This is a genomic window from Synechococcus sp. H60.1 (assembly GCF_047462335.1).
Taxonomy (GTDB): domain Bacteria; phylum Cyanobacteriota; class Cyanobacteriia; order Thermostichales; family Thermostichaceae; genus Thermostichus.
Window position 1 is genome coordinate 1 of sequence record NZ_JANSJA010000028.1, and the last position, 17,410, is coordinate 17,410.

Consider the following 17,410-nt stretch of genomic DNA (forward strand, 5'->3'; position numbering starts at 1 on the left):
GGAACCCTCTGGGGAAGTCCTGGCAGTGCCTTTGCGAGTCTGTCTGTGGACTGCGTAAGAATCCCCCAACTTAAGGTAGACCTTTCGAGAAAAGCGCAAGGAAGTCCAGATCAGGGCTCTCCCTGGGAGGGCTGGGTAGGAGTGGAAGGCTCGGCGACAGTCTGCTGCAGCTCCAAAGTTACCAAGAGCTCCGCCTCACCGGTGCGAGCCGGTTGGAGGGCCTGTGGCTTGACGAGCAGGTGGCGCAGCTTGGGAGGGAGATCCTGCAGCTCACTCAACAACAAGTCGAGAGAAATGGCCGATTCTCCGGAGAAGGAAGATCCTCTCCTGAGCGGGGCTGGGAGCGGTGAGGGAGGGCGAGCAAAAGAGCGGGCGGTAGTCGAGACTAAGGAGCGGATCTGCTCCTGTTGTTCCCGCCACAGGGATTGGCTGATTTCTAGGGGGAAGGTGAGGTGAGGAGCGCCGCGGCGCTGCCAGAGGCGGAGGATCTGTTCTACAGAGGCAGCCTTGTAGCGGCCCTGGTAGAGGGCTTCCAGCAGGGCCGCCGGGATCCAAGAGGTCGGGAACTGCTGGCCCCAGCCCTCCACCCACACTTGGCCGGGCCGCCCCTCCAGCTCAAACCCGTAGCGCTCCAAAAAGGTGGCGGGATCCATCAGGCAGGGCCTAAGGAAACTCAACCCAAGGCTAACCCAAATCCGGCAAGATAAAGAGGAGATAAAGCTTCGGATTCCGCAAGATAGCTCTCGCCTAAAAATAGCTTTATCTGCCCTCAACGCAGCCTCCGTGAAGCTTCTATGAAGCTGCCATAGAGCGAAGATTCAGGAGGCTCTAGCTCAAACATTGCCTTCGAGGCCCGCTCGCTGTTGGGTAGAGCTATCTGCTTCCAGAAAGTCGTGATCCTCAAGGCTACCGGGATCCAGGTAATCAGGCAGCGGCTTGCCACTCCCCCGACTAAAGTTGGGGAATTCTTACGCAGTCCACAAACAGACTTGCAAAAGTGCTGTCAAGACACCCCTGCACAGTTCCCTAAGGCAAAGCCCCGAGGTTCTGCTTACTTTGCTGTTCGCGTCAGCGGGGTAGAGTCCTTGCGAATTGGCACCCGCGTTGACTAGCCACCCCTTCCCGGTTTGGTACAGTCCTCGCTTCACGGCGGTTTGGAAAGCCCCTGTTGCGCCACTTGGGGCTCTTTCTCACCCGGAGTGGAGTTTAAGTACAGGGTTTCTTCTCTCAGGCTGTTGCCATAGCCTTCACGGCTTTCAGAACGAGATAATCTAACATACCGGTGTTCTCTTCGCCGCGGTAATTAAAAGTGGAGCGCACCAGCCACAGCCCTTGCCGTGTACGGCAGCAGAGGTTCAACAGTGTGCGAGCCAGAATTTGTTGACGCGCCTGCAGGTCTTGGGCCGCATCGAAAACCTCCCCATCCCATTCCGGCGTCAGCACACGGCTGTTGTAAAGCACACGCCAGAGAGAACGGAACCAAAGCGGATTGGTGATGTCGAACCAGAACTGATAATCTGCCTGCAAACCCCAGTTGATATAAGCCACCGGCGTCGCCACCACGAGGTAGCGGGAATAGTCGGGCTCGAAGCGGCTGTTGCTGGGGGTTTGTCCCGAGCGGATCATGGCCAAAAAGGCGGGATCCCCTTCGGCAGGAAAGGCCCGGCGAAACCGTTGCGCCGCTTCGATCAGCGCTTGCAGCAGCTCTTGGTCTTGGGGCAGAGCCATCCCCTGGGCTAGGTGATCGGCGAAAAACCGCTGGAAGAAAGCGGCCAAGGAGGGCCCGCCGCGGTAGCTGCGCAGCCAATCCAGCAGCTTCTGGTAGCGCTCCAGGTTGGCAAACCCCACCCGCTCCGGCTGTCGCACGGCGGTCTTGGGCCGCAGGGAACGCCCTACCGGGTCAAGGGTATCTTCGGCCAGCAAAGCCGCCCGGATGGGATCCAAATCCAACACCCTGCCCAGGAGCAGTCGCCAGGCCGGCAAGGTGGGAAAAGCTCCCCACTGGGGATGGGCCACTTCCGCCGCCGTCAGCAAAGCCCGCACCAGTGGGTAGCGGATCAGGGCAGGGAAGGGAGCGATCGGCAAGACGGGAACCTCCGCCAACTGCTCCTGCAAGCTCAAGCTCACCGCCGCATCCATGCGAGGCAGCAGGACGGCGATGCGAGAAGCTGGGATCCCTGCCGCCAAAAGCTGCCGGATCTGGGCCACCATCGCCTCCACCGCCGCGAATTGGGTCTCGCCCTCCAGCACCTGCACCCTTGGCAGCCTCTCTGCCAGAGGCTCCGTTAGGGGAGGGTCAAACTGCGGATCTAGCACCCGTGCAATCTGCAGTCCCAGGCGGATCATGCCGGCTGAGCCGCGGTAGCTCCCCTCCAGAAGCTGAACCTGGGTGTTTTCCATTAGAAAGCGAGCCACGGCCTCCGGGATCCCTGTCAAAGAGACTCCGCCGCCGATGGTGTAGCTGAAAAACTGGCTTTGCAGATGGGCTTGCCCTTGCCGGTAAAACTCCAGCGCCACCCCGCAACTGTCCTCCGCCTGATCCACGATCAGGTGATCCCACTCCTGCCAAAACTCCGCCAGCGGCAGGATGCGCTCGCCAAACAGCCGGATTTGCAGGCCAAAATCCAGGGATCCCAGCCGCAACCCCACCTCCCACAGCCGACCCACACAGCAGCCCATCGCCTGCAAGGCCTCTGCCCGCCTCGGATCCCCCTCCGCCGGCCAGGCCGCCGCCAGCCGGGATCCCACCGCTTCCGCCGCCAAACCCGAAGCCCCCGCAATATAGGCAGCGCTGCTGATCTGATCCCAAATCTGGAACTCCTCCAGCCCAAGATTGGCAAAGACCTCCCCATGCCGCGGACACAAAGCACAGGCTCGCCCACAGAGAAATTGGGTCAGATCCTTGGGCAAGGGAATCGGCTCAAACGAGCGCGGCAACTGAGGAACCCGCTCGCACACCTGCGGCCAGTGATCTGCCAAAGAGCGTCCCACCCGCTGCAAAAACGTCTCGATCCGCCACGGCCCCACCCACCTCGAGCTGAGCTGCCGCAAGCGCCGCAACACCTCCTCTGCCTGCCGCTGGCTGCGCACCAAAAACAAGATCCGGCCCGGCTCGGATCCCGCCCGCAACAAATCCAGGTAGCGATCTACACAAGCCTGGGTCAGCCCGCCGCCGGCTAACCCCATCACACTCCTAAAAGGAGATGGCTCTTGCTGCCGATAGCTCTTTTCGCCCACCAGAGTGGCTTTCACGGTCGCTGCCCCCCAACCGAGCCATTTTCTCGGCAAAATCTGGACAAACAGGTCCTCACCTCACTATGATGTACTACTGTTGCCAATCAAGTCCGCCCGCTCTGACGACGGTTCTCGGCAACCTAGCGTACTGCTAAACCAGATACTGCCTCTTTGCAGGTAAGTCTGAGCAGTCTTTAAAAGCAGTTTGGCGTGTGATTTGAGGCTGAACTAAGCAAAGGGGACAGCGCCGCTGGCGCTGTCTGGCCGCCAGGGATCCAGAGATTCCTTTTCATTGCTTTTTCGCCTGAGCGGGCAGGCTCAGGTAGTCCTGAGCTTCCTGCTGCCGCGCCGTTGCTGCCTGGATCCGGCTCATTGAGCCGTTGCAAGCTGATAAAAGCAAGTTGTAGAGGCTCGAGGGGAGGTTCTCGTGGCGCTTGGCATCCTTGGAAGAAAAGTCGGCATGACCCAGATCTTCTCTCCGGAAGGGTTGGCCATTCCGGTTACCGTCGTGCAGGCGGGGCCTTGCACGGTGACCCAGATCAAGACTCAAGCCACAGATGGCTACAACGCCGTGCAGTTGGGCTACTGGCCCACCACCGAAAAGCACCTCACGCGAGCCCAGCGGGGCCACCTGAGCAAAGCGGGGGTGACGGAGCTGCTGCGCCACCTGCGCGAGTTCCGGGTCGAACAGCCAGAGGCTTACCAGTTGGGGCAAAAGATCACCGTCGAGATCTTCTCTCCGGGCCAGCTGCTGGATGTGGCGGGCACTTCCATCGGACGGGGGTTTGCCGGCTACCAGAAGCGGCACCACTTTGGTCGCGGCCCCATGTCCCACGGCTCCAAGAACCATCGCCGACCGGGTTCCGTCGGCGCCGGCACAACGCCTGGCCGCGTGTTTCCGGGGCTACGCATGGCGGGTCGGATGGGAGGTTGCCGCGTCACCATTCGCAAACTGCAGCTGGTGCAGGTGGATCCGGAGCGGAACTTGCTGATCATCAAGGGCTGTGTGCCCGGCGTGGAAGGGGGGCTGCTGGAGATTACCCCTGCCAAGCAGGTGGGTAACAAACGCTAGGAAAGGGATCCCTGGCAAAGGCTGACCAGCATCCGCAAAGACGAGGAAACCATGGCAAGTTGTGTGGTGAAAAACTGGCAAGGGGAAACGGTGGGCAGCGCAGAGCTAAGTCTCAAAGTTGCCCGTCCCGAAACGGCCTCCCACATTCTCTATCTGGCTCTTCGCCGGCAGATGACCAACGCCCGCCAAGGCAACGCCCACACCAAGACCCGGGCTGAGGTGCGCGGTGGCGGTCGCAAGCCTTGGAGGCAAAAAGGCACCGGCCGAGCCCGCGCCGGCTCCATTCGCTCCCCCCTTTGGCGCAAGGGTGGGGTGATCTTTGGCCCCCGCAAGCGGGAGTACAACCTGGCCATGAACCGCAAAGAGCGGCAACTGGCTCTGCGCACTGCCCTGCAAAGCCGGGTGGAGGATCTGGTCGTGGTGGAAGATTTCCAGGATCAGCTCAACCCGCCCAAGACTCGCGCCGTGGCCCAAGCTCTGCTGCGCTGGGGGGTGATGGAGGATCAGTCGGCACTGCTCATCGTCGCCGAACGCTCGGAAGTTGTCGAGCGGGCCGTGCGCAACATCGCCCGCGTCAAGCTGATCGGCCTGGATCAGCTCAACGTCTTTGATCTGCTCAACGTCGATTGGGTGCTGATCACCACCTCTGCCCTGGAGAAGCTCAAGGCCCGCTGGGGATCCGGCGCGGCAGCAGCAGCTCCAACCCCAGCCGATCGCCTTGAAGATCAGGCTCAGGCCGCAAAGCAAGAAGCTCAGCAAGTTGAAGGTCAAAGCCAAGGGCAAGAAGAGCAAACGGAAGCTCAAGCCCAGCCAGAGGATCCACAGGCGCAAGCTGATCAATCTGATCAAGTAGCTCTAGCAACTCCACAAGTTCAGGAAACCCAGGAAGAAGAGCTGGCCCCAGAACAAGAGCGAGAAGTTCAAGGACAAGCAGAACTAGCCCAAGAAGCAGAGCCCATTGCCAAGCCGCCAGCCGTAGAGGAGGCCGAAACAGCCGCAGCAGAGGAGGAAGACGATGACTGAGAGCAAGCGGATCCTGGCTGATGTCCTGTTGCGTCCCGTCATCACCGAAAAGGCAACTGCCCTGATGGAACAGCGCAAGTACGTCTTTGAGGTAATGCCCACTGCCACCAAGCCGCTCATCCGAGCTGCCGTTGAGGAGATGTTTGGGGTGCGGGTCACCTCCGTGAACACCCTCAAGCTGCCCCGAAAGCAGCGGCGGGTAGGCCGTTCTGTCGGCTATCGCAGCCGTCCCAAGCGAGCTGTGGTAACCCTGGCCGAAGGTGACTCCATCACCCTCTTCCCCGACACCTAACCAACCCCCCCTTTCCGACCGTCCTTCACCCCCCTTGAGCCATGGGTATTCGTACCTTCCGACCCTATACCCCCAGCACCCGTCACATGACTGTCTCCGACTTCGAGGAGCTGTCGCGGGACGAGAACGGCAAGCGGCCCAGGCCGGAGAAGTCGCTGCTGCAATTCATCCACCGCAAAAAAGGGCGCAACAACCGCGGCGTCATCACCTGCCGCCACCGGGGCGGCGGCCACAAGCGGCTCTACCGCATCATCGACTTCCGCCGCGACAAGCACGGGATCCCGGCCACCGTCAAGACTATCGAGTACGATCCCAACCGCAGCGCTCGCATCTGCTTGGTGGAATACGAAGATGGCGAGAAGCGATACATCCTCGCTCCCCGCAACCTCGAGGTGGGGGCCACCATTATGGCGGGGCCCGATGCCCCCTTTGAGCTTGGCAACGCCATGCCCCTGGAGCGGATCCCGCTGGGGACGGTGGTTCATAACGTGGAGCTGTATCCCGGCCGCGGTGGGCAAATCGTTCGCGCCGCCGGGGCTGGCGCCCAAGTGGTGGCCAAAGAGGGCAAGTATGTCTCCCTTAAGCTGCCCTCTGGCGAAGTCCGCATGATCCGAGGCGAGTGCTACGCCACCATCGGCCAAGTGGGAAATGTTGACCACAGCAACCTCAGCCTCGGCAAAGCGGGGCGCAGCCGCTGGCTAGGTCGCCGTCCCCACGTGCGCGGCTCGGTGATGAACCCTGTAGATCACCCCCACGGCGGTGGGGAAGGAAAAGCCCCCATCGGCCGCAGCACCCCTGTCACCCCCTGGGGCAAGCCCACCCTGGGCTACAAAACCCGCAAACGCAACAAACCCAGCAACAAGTTCATCGTGCGCGGTCGCCGTCGTGGCGGCCGCCGGGACAAGGGCGGGAGGGCCGCTCAATAAGAGTCCGGCCATCTGCTGCGCCCCTGAATCTTCTTTTTCTTTCGACCCTTACCAGCTTGCCAGACTGTTGAGGTTGCTATGGGACGTTCACTCAAAAAAGGCCCTTTTGTCGATGCCAAGCTGCTTCTCAAAATCGAGAAGATGAACGAGCGCAACGAGAAGCACATGATCAAAACCTGGTCGCGGGCCAGCACCATCCTGCCTGTCATGATTGGCCACACCATCGCCGTGCACAACGGCAAGCAGCACGTGCCCATCTACATCACCGATCAGATGGTAGGCCACAAGCTGGGGGAGTTCGTCCCTACCCGTACTTTTCGCGGCCACGCGGGCAGTGACAAAAAAGCCGCCCGCCGTTAAGTTCAGCCACAAACAGAAGAGGGAATAAGCGAGGAGAGCGCCATGGCCGATCCATCCCCCGAAATCAAAGCGGTAGCTCGCTACATCCGCATGTCCCCCTATAAGGTGCGGCGCGTGTTGAACCAGATCCGAGGGCGCACCTATGCCGATGCCCTGATCCTGTTGGAGTTCATGCCCTACGCTGCCTGTGAGCCGGTTCGCAAGGTGCTGCGCTCAGCGGTGGCCAATGCCGAACACAACAACGGTCTGGATCCTCGGGATCTGGTTATCAGCAAGGCCTACGCTGACCAGGGGCCGACGCTGAAGCGATTTCGCCCCCGCGCCCAAGGTCGGGCCTACCCAATCCGCAAGCGCACCTGCCACATTACCATTGCCGTCCGGCCCATAGAACCTGAAGCGGCGACGGCCTCCTAAACGCCTGTATTCCCAGACTTTACCTCTCAACCGACACCACCATGGGACAGAAGATTCACCCCACCGGTTTCCGACTCGGCGTCATCAAGGAACATCGCAGCCGCTGGTTTGCCGATCCAGCTCGCTACCCAGCCCTGCTGCGAGAGGACGATCTCATCCGCGCCTACCTGACCAAGCAGTTGAGCAGCGCCGGCCTGGCCGATATTCAAATTGAACGCAAAGCGGATCAGATCGACCTCGAGATCCGAGCCGCTCGCCCTGGAGTGGTGGTTGGTCGGGGGGGATCCGGCCTCGACGCCCTGCGCCAGGGCCTGCAGAAAGAGCTGAGCTCGCACGGTAGCCCCGAGCGAACCATTCGCATCAACGTAGTCGAGGTCACCCGTGCCGATGCCGAGGCTGTTTTGCTGGCAGAAAACATCGCCCAGCAGTTGGAGCGGCGGATTGCCTTTCGCCGCATCGTGCGCCAGGTCATCCAGCGGGCCCAGCGGGCGGGGGTGCAAGGGATCAAAATTCAAATTGCCGGGCGGCTGAACGGAGCCGAGATCGCCCGCACCGAATGGACACGGGAAGGGCGGATCCCTTTGCACACCCTGCGGGCAGATATCGACTATGCCGACCACATCGCCCAGACCACCTTTGGTGTCATTGGTGTCAAGGTTTGGGTTTTCAAAGGGGAAGTTCTCCCCGGGCAGGAACGTCCCGAACAAAAGGCTCCCCTGCAACAGCCCAAGCGTCGGCAGCAGCGGCGGCGGCCCACCTTTGAAGACCGCTCAGCAGTGGAAGCCTGAGGGCCAGCACCCGAGAGTCCAGGGATCCCTATCGCAGTTGATTTAAGGAGCGGCCATGTTAAGCCCCAAACGAACCAAATACCGCAAGCAACAGCGCGGGCGCATGAAAGGCAAAGCGACCCGCGGCAACCGCATCAACTTTGGGGAATACGGCCTTGTGGCTCTAGAACCCGCCTGGATCACCGCGCGGCAGATCGAGGCAAGCCGTCGGGCCATGACCCGCTACGTCCGGCGGGGAGGCCAGATCTGGATCCGCATCTTTCCCGACAAGCCCGTTACCCAACGGCCTGCTGAAACCCGCATGGGATCCGGCAAAGGCAACCCCGAATACTGGGTTTGCGTCGTCAAGCCGGGCCGCGTCCTCTTTGAAATGGGGGGAGTTCCTGAAGCCACGGCCCGAGAGGCGATGCGCCTGGCCGCCCAAAAGCTGCCGATCAAAGTTAAGTTTGTTACCAAGGCTAACTTTGAGGAGTCGGAACCTGCTCAGAAAGCAGCTCCAGAAACAACAGAAGTAGCAGCCAGCGCTATCTAAGGGAGGAGAGTTGAGCCATGCCCATGCCTAAAATTGCCGACGCTCGCGCCCTATCCGACGAAGAATTGAGCCAGGAGATCTACGCCGTCAAGAAAGAGCTGTTTGAGCTGCGTTTGCAGCAGGCTACGCGGCAGTTGAACCAGCCCCATCTCATTCGCCTGCGCAAACACAAGCTGGCCCAACTGCTGACCGTTGAGTCAGAGCGCAAGCGCAACAAGTCCTTGTCCTCAACTCAGACCCAGAAGGAGGAGTAATGCCTGCTCGCGAAAAGATCGGCGTTGTCGTCAGCAACAAGATGCAAAAGACAGTGGTCGTTGCCGTGGAAAACCGGGTTGCCCACCCCAAGTACGGCAAAATCGTCGTCAAAACCAAAAAGTTTAAGGCCCACGACGAAGAGAACCGCTGTCAAGAAGGGGATCTGGTGCGCATTACGGAAACCCGTCCCCTCAGCCGCACCAAGCGTTGGCGAGTGACCGAAATCATTCGGGAGGTGAAGAAACTATGATTCAGCAGCAAACCATGTTAACGGTAGCCGACAACACTGGCGCCCGCAAGCTGATGTGCATCCGCGTCCTGGGCAGCAGTGGCCGTCGCTACGCCAGCCTGGGGGATGTGATCGTCGGCGTTGTCAAAGACGCCCTACCCAATATGCCTGTCAAAAAATCCGACGTCGTCAAAGCTGTAGTCATCCGCACGGTCGATACGGTACGCCGCCCCGACGGCATGTGTATCCGCTTCGACGACAACGCTGCCGTCATCATTAACAACGACGGCAACCCTCGCGGAACCCGCGTTTTCGGCCCTGTAGCCCGCGAGCTGCGGGAGAAAAACTTCACCAAGATCATCTCCCTTGCCCCGGAGGTTCTGTAATGGTTCGTCCCCTCAAGCCCAGCCAAATTCGACGGCTGATTCGGCAGACTGGCGTTCGCAAGCACCGCAACAGCCTACGCTACAAAATGCGCATCAAAAAGGGAGATACCGTCCAGGTAATCTCCGGCGACGACAAAGGCAAAATCGGCGAGGTGCTGCAGGTTTTTCCCGAGCGCAACATGGTCTTGGTGGAAGGGGTAAACATCGTCACCTACCACCGCAAGCCGCAACGGGAAGGCGAAAGTGGTCGGATCGAGACCAAAGAAGCCCCGATCCACGCCTGCAAGGTGATGCTTTATTCCAAGAAACAGGAAGTGGCCAGCCGTATTGGCTATCAAATCACTGCCGATGGCCGCAAAGTCCGTGTCCTCAAGAAAACCGGCGAGATCCTCGACTAAGACTCCCTTTTCAAGACTGGCCTGGCTCTGACCCAGCCCAGAGCCGCAAGGAGAACCCACCATGCCCCAACGTCTGCAAATCCTCTACAACACCGTCATCGCTCCTAAGCTGCAAAAAGAGTTGGGCTACACCAACATCCATCAGGTGCCGCGTCTGGAAAAGATCGTGATCAACCGCGGCCTGGGAGATGCTTCCCAAAACGCCAAGGCCCTGGAATCTTCCATCGCCGAGATCAGCGCCATCACGGGCCAGCGCCCGGTGATTACCCGCGCCAAAAAGGCGATTGCCAGTTTCAAAATCCGCAAGGGCATGCCGGTCGGCCTGATGGTGACCCTGAGGCGGGAGCGTATGTATGCGTTTTTGGATCGGCTGATCAACATTGCCCTCCCTCGTATCCGCGACTTCCGCGGCGTCAGCCCCAAATCTTTTGATGGGCGGGGCAACTACACCCTTGGTATTCGCGAGCAACTGATCTTCCCCGAAATCAACTACGACTCTGTAGACCAGATTAGAGGTATGGACATCTCCATTGTGACCACGGCCGAAACCGACGAAGAGGGCCGTGCCCTGCTCAAAGAGTTTGGCATGCCCTTTGCCTCTTAAGGTTTGCCCATCTCGAATTGTCTCGACTTGATCGATCTTCCGAGGAGCACCGACCCACCCATGGCCCACACCAACGACACGATCGCCGACATGCTCACCCGCATTCGCAATGCCACCATGGCTCGGCATGAATCGGTGGCGGTTCCGGCCACACGCATGACCCGCAGCATCGCTCGCGTTCTTCATGAGGAAGGTTTCGTGAGCGACTGGAAGGAAGAGGGAGAAGGGATCCACGCTCAGCTTGTGTTGCGGTTGAAGTATAAAGGCAAAGGGCGCAACTGCAGGCCCATCATCAACGGCCTGAAGCGGGTGAGTCGACCGGGCCTGCGGGTTTACCGCAGCCACAAAGAGCTGCCCCGCGTATTGGGCGGAATTGGGATTGCCATCATCTCTACTTCCAACGGCATCATGACCGATCGGGAGGCTCGCAAACAGGGCATCGGCGGCGAAGTGCTCTGCTATGTCTATTGATGAGTTGTTCTCTTGTCAGGAGTTGCCCCATGTCTCGTATCGGCAAGCGGCCCATCACCCTTCCTGCCAAGGTAGAGGTTCAGATCGAGGGCCAGCAGATCTCGGTAAAAGGCCCGAAGGGACAACTGTCTCGCAGTTTGCCCCCCTTGATTGCGGTGCATCAAGAAGCCCAGACGCTCAAGGTCAGCCGGGTCAACGAGTCTCGCCCGGCCCGCCAACTGCACGGCCTCTGCCGCACCTTGGTCGCCAACATGGTGGATGGTGTATCTAAGGGCTTTGAGCGCAGGCTGGAATTGGTGGGTGTGGGCTACCGGGCTTCCACCCAGGGCAACAAGTTAATCTTGAATGTTGGCTACAGCCACCCAGTGGAGATCCCGTTCCCGCCAGGGATCCAAATTGCGGTTGAGGGCAACAACGTCATCGTCGTCTCAGGTATCGACAAAGAGCTGGTGGGCAACACGGCGGCGCGGATTCGGGCCGTCCGCCCGCCAGAGCCCTACAAGGGCAAAGGGATTCGCTATGTAGGGGAACAGGTTCGTCGCAAAGCAGGTAAATCCGGGAAGGCCAAGAAGTAGCTATGAAAATCACTCGCAAAGCTGCCACCCAACGTCGCCATCGCCGCATTCGCCGCAAGGTCTTCGGGACACCCGAGCGGCCCCGTTTGGCTGTGTTTCGCTCCCATCGGCACATCTATGCCCAGGTGATCGACGATGTAGCCCAGCACACTTTGGCCTCTGCCTCCACTCTGGACAGGGAGCTGCGGGAAGCCTTCAAGGACATTGGCACGGCCACCCGAGAGGCTGCCGCCATGGTGGGGCGCTCCGTCGCCCAGCGGGCCTTACAGGCAGGCATTTCTCAAGTGGTTTTCGACCGCGGCGGCAAGCTCTACCACGGGCGCGTTCAGGCCCTGGCGGAAGCCGCCCGCGAAGCAGGCTTACAGTTCTAGGCCCTGAGGAGATGGCATATGGCTGAGCAAAGAGAACGTCGCAGAAGCAAAAAGAGCCGCGAAGAGCAGACTAGCGAGTGGCAGGAGCGGGTCATCCAGATCCGGCGCGTCACCAAAGTCGTTAAGGGCGGCAAAAAGCTGAGCTTCCGGGCCGTGGTGGTGGTGGGCAATGAGCGCGGCCAGGTGGGAGTTGGCGTGGGCAAAGCCAACGACGTCATCGGGGCTGTGCGCAAAGGAGTTGTAGATGGCAAAAAGCACCTAATCGAAGTGCCCCTCACCAAAGGGTTGTCTGTGCCCCATCCCATGCGGGGATCAGGCGGTGGAGCCACTGTCCTGGTGATGCCGGCAGCTCCTGGCACAGGGGTCATCGCCGGGGGAGCGGTGCGCACTGTTCTGGAGCTGGCGGGCGTGCGCAACAGCCTGGCTAAGCAACTGGGATCCAGCAACCCCCTCAACAACGCCCGCGCCACCATTGACGCGCTGCGGCGGATGCGCACCTTTGAGCAGGTAGCTGAAGATAGAGGGATCGACGTGCGCCGCCTGTTGAGTAAGTAACAGCAAGTCAGCCGGAGGTCAGTATGCGACTAGAAGACATTCGCCCCCAACCAGGCTCGACGCGGCGGCGGCGGCGGCTAGGCCGTGGCATCGCTGCTGGACAGGGAGCCTCCTGTGGCAAGGGAATGCGGGGACAGAAGGCGCGCAAAGGGGGCGGTCCCCGGCCTGGTTTTGAGGGAGGGCAGACCCCCCTCTATCGGCGGCTGCCCAAACTTAAGCACTTCCCCCGCTACGTGCGGCGCCCCCAGTACACCTTGATCAACCTGCGCGCTTTAGCCAAGTTGCCCGCCGGCAGCGAGGTCAGCTTGGAAAGCTTGATGGAGTTGGGGATCGTGACCACCAACGATGGCCCGCTGAAGATTTTGGGAGACGGGGAAGTGGGCGTGCCCCTGACGATCAGAGCGGCTGCCATCACCCCCTCAGCCCGAGCTAAAGTCGAGGCAGCGGGAGGTCGGGTGGAGATTGGGGGATCCCGGGCCGTTTCCGCCGGATCCTAAAATTGGGCCGCAGTTTGCAGCTTCTCTATTTTGCCGACTTTCCCACCGGCAGCGTAGAGTGGTAAATAGCTCACCTTGCCTTTCCCTTCCGCGAGGTTTTCTACATTTATGGCTGACACACGAGGCTCCGCTCCCTCCGCCCAAGAGACCTTCATGCAGATGGCCATGGCCTCTGGCCTGCGCAGCCGTCTGTTTCTTACCCTAGGCCTGTTGCTGTTGGTGCGTCTGGGCATTTACATTCCCATCCCCAGCATTGACCGGGCTCGCTTTGCCGCCGAAGCTGCCAACAGCCCCGTGTTTGGCTTTCTGGATGTCTTCTCGGGCGGCGGTATCTCCGCTTTGGGGATCTTCGCCCTTGGCATCCTGCCCTTCATCAACGCCTCCATCATCATGCAACTGCTGGTCTCGGCCATTCCGGCCCTGGAGAACCTGCAGAAGAACGAGGGGGAGCAGGGGCGGCGACAGATTTCCCAGTACACCCGCTACGTTACCCTGATTTGGGCCATCATCCAGGGCATCGGCATCTCCTTCTGGGTGCGGGAGTTTGCCAACACCAGCAACGAGTTGGCCTTCATGGCCTCCACCACCCTGGCCCTGGCGGCAGGTTCCATGTTTGTCATGTGGTTGGGGGAGATGATCACGGAGAAGGGGGTGGGCAGTGGTCCCTCGCTGTTGATCTTCGTCAACATTGTCGCCACGCTGCCCCGCGCCCTGGGTCAGACCATCAGCCTGGCCCGCGCTGATAGCAGCACCATTGGCGGCATCTTGGTGTTAATGGCCGTCTTCCTAGCCACCATTGTCGGCATTGTCTTCGTCCAGGAGGGCAGCCGCAAAATCCCCATTGTCTACGCCAAGCGCCAGGTGGGCAACAAGCTATTCCGCGAGCAGAAGAGCTACCTGCCCCTGCGGCTAAACCAGGGGGGCGTGATGCCGATCATCTTCGCCTACTCGGTGATGTCCCTGCCCTTTGCCTTGGCCCAGTACACCCAGAACCTAACGTTGGTGCAGGTGGCCAACCTTTTGGCCCCTACTTCTTGGTTTTACATTCCCTTCTACTTCGTGCTGATCCTCCTTTTCAGCTATTTCTACGCCTCTTTGATCATTAACCCGGTGGATCTGGCGCAAAACTTGAAGAAGATGGGAGCCAGCATTCCGGGAGTCCGACCGGGCAAGGCCACTGCCGAGTACATCGAAGGGATCCTCAACCGGCTGACCCTGCTGGGGGCCTTGTTCTTGTGTGCGGTGGCCATCATCCCGACGGCGGTGGAGCGGGCGACCGGCATCACCACTTTTCAGGGCTTGGGGGCAACTTCGCTGCTCATCCTGGTGGGGGTGGCGATCGAGACCTCCAAGCAGATCCAGACCTACGTCATTTCGCAGCGTTACGAAGGGATGGTCAAGCAATAGTGCCGAGGTTAATCTTTTTGGGACCGCCGGGAGCGGGCAAGGGCACCCAAGCAGAGCGGCTGGCAGCGATCTACCACACGCCCAAAATTTCCACAGGCGACCTGCTGCGGGCCGAGGTGAAAGCCCAAACGCCGCTGGGGTGCCAGGCTAAGGTGTACATGGATGCGGGAGAGCTGGTGCCTGACGAGGTGTTAATCGGGATGGTGAAAGGCCAGTTGCAACACTCGCCAGCGCAGGGTTGGATCCTAGACGGCTTCCCCCGCACCCTGGCGCAGGCGGAGGCTTTGGAAGAGCTGTTGCGGGAGTTGGGGCAAGACTACGACCACGTCCTCAACCTGGAAGTGCCGGATGAGGTGGTGGTGGCACGGCTGTTGGCCCGCGGCAAAGAGCAGGGGCGCAGCGACGATGCGGACGAGGCGGTGATCCTCAAACGCTTGCAGGTGTATCGGGAGCAAACGGCTCCCCTGATCGACTTTTACGAGGCCAGGGGTCGTCTGCGACGGATCGATGGCAACCAGCCGATGGAATCGGTACAAGAGCATCTGCGGGCTCTCTTGGAAGGCTTCAGGAGGACAGCGTGATCAAAACGGGGGCCGGAAATCCCTCCCAGCCCGGATCCCTGCGGCGGGGCATGCAGCTCATCGAGATCAAATCCCGCCGGGAGGTGGAGAAGATGCGGCGGGCCGGGCGGGTGGTAGCCCAGGTGCTACAGGAGATCGCGGAGTGCCTGCAGCCGGGCTGGACAACGGCAGACATCGATGCCTATGCCGAGCGACGGGTGGCCGAATTGAACGCCCTGCCCAGCTTCAAGGGCTACTACGGCTTTCCCGCCTGTGTCTGTGTCAGCGTCAACCATGAGGTGGTACATGGGATCCCCAGTCCCCGCAAAGTGGTGCAGCCGGGGGACATTGTCAAGGTGGATTTTGGCGCCATGGTCGAAGGCTGGCATGCCGACTCTTGCATCACCATTGGCCTAGAGCCCCTCAGCGATGCCGCCCGCGACCTGATCGACACAGCAGCCAAAGCGCTGCAGACGGGCATTGACCACGTGCGCCACGGCGTCTGGCTACAGGATGTCTCAGGCGCCATCGAGGACTATATCCAGGGGCGGGGCTACTCCGTGGTGAAGCAGTACGTCGGCCACGGCGTGGGGCGCAACTTGCACGAGGAGCCGCAGTTTCCCCACTACCGCACCCGCGACCTTCCCAATCCCAAGCTGCGCTCTGGCATGACGGTGGCAATCGAGCCGATGGTGAATGCAGGAGGAGAGGCCACACGGGTGCTGTCGGATGGCTGGACAGTGGTTACGGTGGATGGCTCTTGGTCGGCCCAGTTTGAGCACACTGTCTTGATCACAGACTCTGGGGCTGAGATTTTGACGGATCGCACCCCTTTTCAGTCCTAGGGATCCCCTGCTGGAGGGCGGCAACGGCTAGGATAGAAGAGGTGGAGTATTGTTTCAGCTCTTAACTCGCTCTTAACAGAGCGGGTTTAGCGTCGCTTATTTCTGTTGTGTTGTTTTAAGGAGGGTTCCTTGTCTAAAGAAGACGCCATTGAAGTGGAAGGGGTGGTTACCGAGTCCTTGCCCAACGCCATGTTCCGGGTAGATCTGGACAACGGCTTTAACGTCCTCGCCCACATCTCCGGCAAGATCCGCCGCAACTACATCAAGATCTTGCCCGGCGACCGGGTCAAGGTCGAGCTCAGCCCCTATGACCTAAACAAAGGGCGCATCACCTACCGCCTCAAGAAAAAGTAGATCCCTGGCCTTAGCTGGGGCCGCTGAGCATGAAGGAGCTGAGCCAAGTTCTCAAAACCGGTCTCTGGGTTGCAGCCGGCGGGGTGAGCGCCTTGGCCGTTCTCAACGCCTGGATTGCTTCTCGAACCCAGCCTTTGCCCAGCCTCTTGCCGGGGGAGGAGAGGCACCATTTTTGGTGCGGCCATCGCCTGTTTTACAAAGTGGCGGGATCCGGCCAGCCCTTGTTGCTGCTGCACGGCATCGGGGCCGGCTCTTCCAGCTACGAGTTTCGCGCCGTGATGGCAGAGTTGGGTCAGCACTATCAGGTTTACGCTTTGGATTGGTTAGGTTGGGGCAACTCGGAGCGCCCCGATCTGGAGTACACTGGCCATCTATATGCCCGGATGATCGGGGATTTTGTCCAGCAGGTGATCGGGCGCCCCTGCCACGCCATCGCCAACTCCCTCTCGGCAGGGTTTGTGCTGCGTTCGGCCCGGCTGCAACCTCACCACTGGCAGAAGCTGCTACTCATCGCCCCTCTAGGAGACAACAGCCTCATCCCCGAGGCGCTAGGGATCCCTTTGGCTGAGGCGGTCTACGGGATCCTCAGCCTGCCGGTTTTGGGGCTGGCCTTTTACAACGCCATCACCACCCCCTGGAGTGTACGTCTATTTACGGAGCAGAGCCTGTTCTCTCCTGGGTACACTCTGGATGAGACGGTGGTGGATTACTACTATCAGGCGGCTCACCAGGCGGGGGCCCAATTTGCCCCCCGTTCTTTTTTGACCGGCAAGCTTAACCTGCCCATTCAGGAGGACTTTCGCGTGGTGGACAAGCCGCTGGCTCTGGTCTGGGGAGAAAACAACCGCCTCACCGGATTGGAACAGGCGGAGCGGTATCGCGCTTTGCGCCCAGAGGTGCCGATCTATCGACTGCCAGGGGCTGCTTTTCCTCACATCGAAGCGCCGCAGGCCTTCTTGTCAGTAGCTTTGCGCTTTTTGGGCGAGGCCGAAGCTGCCCTGCCGGCATAGGGGATCCCTTCGCCTTGATTGCTGCAGCAACCAGACTGACTGCCGGTTACAAGGATTGCGCCGTTGGCCTGGGACCTGGTTGCTGGGGTTCTTCTAATTCAGGGGGAGTTCCCAGTATCATCAGGGCGCATTCCTCCCGAACGTACCCCTACGGGTACAGGGCAGGGCTCCTGCGGTTTCTAGGTAAGCCGGGCGCAGCAGCTCAGGTTGGCTCCCCAGTATTTTTCTCCCAGGGGTCGATATCCAGAGGGG

Annotated in this window: 24 protein-coding genes and 1 pseudogene; 23 read left to right on the top strand and 2 right to left on the bottom strand. The window is 60.3% G+C overall.

Going from position 1 to position 17,410, the window contains the following annotated elements; all coding sequences use genetic code 11:
- Nucleotides 1-110 precede the first annotated feature (110 nt).
- Both NW852_RS01315 and NW852_RS01320 read right to left on the bottom strand, forming a co-directional pair.
- Entirely contained in the window at nt 111-653 is a 543-nt protein-coding gene (locus NW852_RS01315; RefSeq protein WP_414370673.1) for a hypothetical protein, read from the bottom strand.
- A gap of 574 nt (nt 654-1,227) precedes the next feature.
- Nucleotides 1,228-3,186: a hypothetical protein gene (locus NW852_RS01320; RefSeq protein WP_414426404.1), complete on the bottom strand. Its 1,959-nt coding sequence runs from the start codon at nt 3,184-3,186 to the stop codon at nt 1,228-1,230.
- Nucleotides 3,187-3,661: 475 nt separating this feature from the next.
- Here NW852_RS01320 and rplC point away from each other — a divergent pair, with 475 nt between their 5' ends.
- The 23 genes and pseudogenes from rplC to NW852_RS01435 all read left to right on the top strand — a co-directional run bounded on the left by rplC (nt 3,662) and on the right by NW852_RS01435 (nt 17,158).
- On the top strand, nt 3,662-4,306 hold the full coding sequence (gene rplC, locus NW852_RS01325) for a 50S ribosomal protein L3 (RefSeq protein WP_414363804.1): 645 nt from the start codon (nt 3,662-3,664) through the stop codon (nt 4,304-4,306).
- Between the two features lie 51 nt (nt 4,307-4,357).
- A pseudogene (gene rplD, locus NW852_RS01330) lies at nt 4,358-4,987 on the top strand (50S ribosomal protein L4); the annotation flags it as partial.
- A 334-nt stretch (nt 4,988-5,321) separates the two neighbouring features.
- Nucleotides 5,322-5,621 carry a 50S ribosomal protein L23 gene (locus NW852_RS01335; protein ID WP_414363803.1) on the top strand — a complete coding sequence of 100 codons (300 nt, stop codon included), beginning with the start codon at nt 5,322-5,324 and terminating at the stop codon, nt 5,619-5,621.
- A 41-nt stretch (nt 5,622-5,662) separates the two neighbouring features.
- Nucleotides 5,663-6,547, top strand: a complete 885-nt coding sequence (rplB, locus tag NW852_RS01340) for a 50S ribosomal protein L2 (protein ID WP_414363802.1) — start codon at nt 5,663-5,665, stop codon at nt 6,545-6,547.
- A gap of 78 nt (nt 6,548-6,625) precedes the next feature.
- A complete protein-coding gene (gene rpsS / locus NW852_RS01345) occupies nt 6,626-6,907 on the top strand; it encodes a 30S ribosomal protein S19 (protein ID WP_011430043.1) in 282 nt (93 codons plus the stop codon).
- A gap of 42 nt (nt 6,908-6,949) precedes the next feature.
- The gene (gene rplV, locus NW852_RS01350) at nt 6,950-7,321 is read left to right on the top strand and encodes a 50S ribosomal protein L22 (protein WP_011430042.1); all 372 of its coding nucleotides are present in this window, start codon (nt 6,950-6,952) and stop codon (nt 7,319-7,321) included.
- 41 nt (nt 7,322-7,362) lie between these two features.
- Nucleotides 7,363-8,109 (top strand): 30S ribosomal protein S3, encoded by a 747-nt coding sequence (gene rpsC / locus NW852_RS01355; RefSeq protein ID WP_414363801.1) that lies wholly within the window; start codon nt 7,363-7,365, stop codon nt 8,107-8,109.
- A gap of 55 nt (nt 8,110-8,164) precedes the next feature.
- Entirely contained in the window at nt 8,165-8,641 is a 477-nt protein-coding gene (gene rplP, locus NW852_RS01360) for a 50S ribosomal protein L16 (RefSeq protein WP_414363800.1), read from the top strand.
- Nucleotides 8,642-8,658: 17 nt separating this feature from the next.
- Nucleotides 8,659-8,895, top strand: a complete 237-nt coding sequence (gene rpmC, locus NW852_RS01365; RefSeq protein WP_414370678.1) for a 50S ribosomal protein L29 — start codon at nt 8,659-8,661, stop codon at nt 8,893-8,895.
- Nucleotides 8,895-9,146: a 30S ribosomal protein S17 gene (gene rpsQ / locus NW852_RS01370; RefSeq protein WP_414363798.1), complete on the top strand. Its 252-nt coding sequence runs from the start codon at nt 8,895-8,897 to the stop codon at nt 9,144-9,146. Before rpmC ends, rpsQ begins: the two co-directional genes overlap by 1 nt.
- Nucleotides 9,143-9,511, top strand: coding sequence for a 50S ribosomal protein L14 (gene rplN / locus NW852_RS01375; protein WP_414363797.1), 369 nt, complete (start codon nt 9,143-9,145; stop codon nt 9,509-9,511). The genes rpsQ and rplN overlap by 4 nt, the downstream gene beginning before the upstream one ends.
- Complete coding sequence (gene rplX / locus NW852_RS01380) at nt 9,511-9,909, top strand: 50S ribosomal protein L24 (protein WP_011430036.1); 399 nt, start codon at nt 9,511-9,513, stop codon at nt 9,907-9,909. Before rplN ends, rplX begins: the two co-directional genes overlap by 1 nt.
- Nucleotides 9,910-9,970: 61 nt before the next feature.
- The gene (gene rplE, locus NW852_RS01385; RefSeq protein ID WP_414363796.1) at nt 9,971-10,513 is read left to right on the top strand and encodes a 50S ribosomal protein L5; all 543 of its coding nucleotides are present in this window, start codon (nt 9,971-9,973) and stop codon (nt 10,511-10,513) included.
- Between the two features lie 60 nt (nt 10,514-10,573).
- Nucleotides 10,574-10,984 (top strand): 30S ribosomal protein S8, encoded by a 411-nt coding sequence (rpsH, locus tag NW852_RS01390; protein WP_414363795.1) that lies wholly within the window; start codon nt 10,574-10,576, stop codon nt 10,982-10,984.
- A gap of 29 nt (nt 10,985-11,013) precedes the next feature.
- A complete protein-coding gene (rplF, locus tag NW852_RS01395) occupies nt 11,014-11,559 on the top strand; it encodes a 50S ribosomal protein L6 (protein ID WP_414363793.1) in 546 nt (181 codons plus the stop codon).
- Between the two features lie 2 nt (nt 11,560-11,561).
- Nucleotides 11,562-11,930, top strand: a complete 369-nt coding sequence (rplR, locus tag NW852_RS01400) for a 50S ribosomal protein L18 (RefSeq protein ID WP_414363792.1) — start codon at nt 11,562-11,564, stop codon at nt 11,928-11,930.
- A gap of 18 nt (nt 11,931-11,948) precedes the next feature.
- Nucleotides 11,949-12,485, top strand: a complete 537-nt coding sequence (gene rpsE, locus NW852_RS01405) for a 30S ribosomal protein S5 (protein WP_414363791.1) — start codon at nt 11,949-11,951, stop codon at nt 12,483-12,485.
- 23 nt (nt 12,486-12,508) lie between these two features.
- Nucleotides 12,509-12,982, top strand: coding sequence for a 50S ribosomal protein L15 (gene rplO / locus NW852_RS01410; protein WP_414370681.1), 474 nt, complete (start codon nt 12,509-12,511; stop codon nt 12,980-12,982).
- A 108-nt stretch (nt 12,983-13,090) separates the two neighbouring features.
- Entirely contained in the window at nt 13,091-14,389 is a 1,299-nt protein-coding gene (secY, locus tag NW852_RS01415) for a preprotein translocase subunit SecY (RefSeq protein WP_414363789.1), read from the top strand.
- On the top strand, nt 14,389-14,970 hold the full coding sequence (locus NW852_RS01420) for an adenylate kinase (RefSeq protein ID WP_414370683.1): 582 nt from the start codon (nt 14,389-14,391) through the stop codon (nt 14,968-14,970). The genes secY and NW852_RS01420 overlap by 1 nt, the downstream gene beginning before the upstream one ends.
- A 50-nt stretch (nt 14,971-15,020) precedes the next feature.
- Nucleotides 15,021-15,794, top strand: coding sequence for a type I methionyl aminopeptidase (gene map / locus NW852_RS01425; RefSeq protein WP_414363838.1), 774 nt, complete (start codon nt 15,021-15,023; stop codon nt 15,792-15,794).
- A gap of 129 nt (nt 15,795-15,923) precedes the next feature.
- Nucleotides 15,924-16,148, top strand: a complete 225-nt coding sequence (gene infA / locus NW852_RS01430) for a translation initiation factor IF-1 (protein ID WP_011430026.1) — start codon at nt 15,924-15,926, stop codon at nt 16,146-16,148.
- A gap of 29 nt (nt 16,149-16,177) precedes the next feature.
- Entirely contained in the window at nt 16,178-17,158 is a 981-nt protein-coding gene (locus tag NW852_RS01435; RefSeq protein WP_414370685.1) for an alpha/beta fold hydrolase, read from the top strand.
- Nucleotides 17,159-17,410: the final 252 nt, after the last annotated feature.